Origin of the sequence: Thermococcus sp. Bubb.Bath, from assembly GCF_012027595.1 — an archaeon.
Classification (GTDB): Archaea; Methanobacteriota_B; Thermococci; order Thermococcales; family Thermococcaceae; genus Thermococcus.
In genome coordinates, this window is record NZ_SNUR01000078.1 from 1 (window position 1) to 293 (window position 293).

General features: G+C 55.3%; 1 pseudogene. It reads right to left on the minus strand.

What is annotated here, in order from left to right:
* Positions 1–293, minus strand: a pseudogene (locus tag E3E29_RS11595) (peptide ABC transporter substrate-binding protein); the annotation flags it as partial.

The following is a 293-nucleotide window of genomic DNA, read 5'->3' on the forward strand; positions in this document are numbered from 1 at the left end:
TGCGTACTGCTCGTCACCCTGGGCGGTCATTCCGAGGGCTTTGGCGACCGTGTTAATGGCTGAGGCAGCGTCAACCTGACCGCTGACCTCAGGACCGAACATTGGAGCACCGCTGCCCTGGAGAATGTTGGTGACTATATAATTCCTGTTGATGAGCCAGTTCATGGCATACCTAACACCCGGAAGGGCGAACGGGTTGAACTTAACGGTTCCACTTGAATTGACGAGACCGGTCTGCGGGTCACCAACGAGGTTGAGGTCGAGAGCCCACCAAACGGCAATGCTCTTTATCA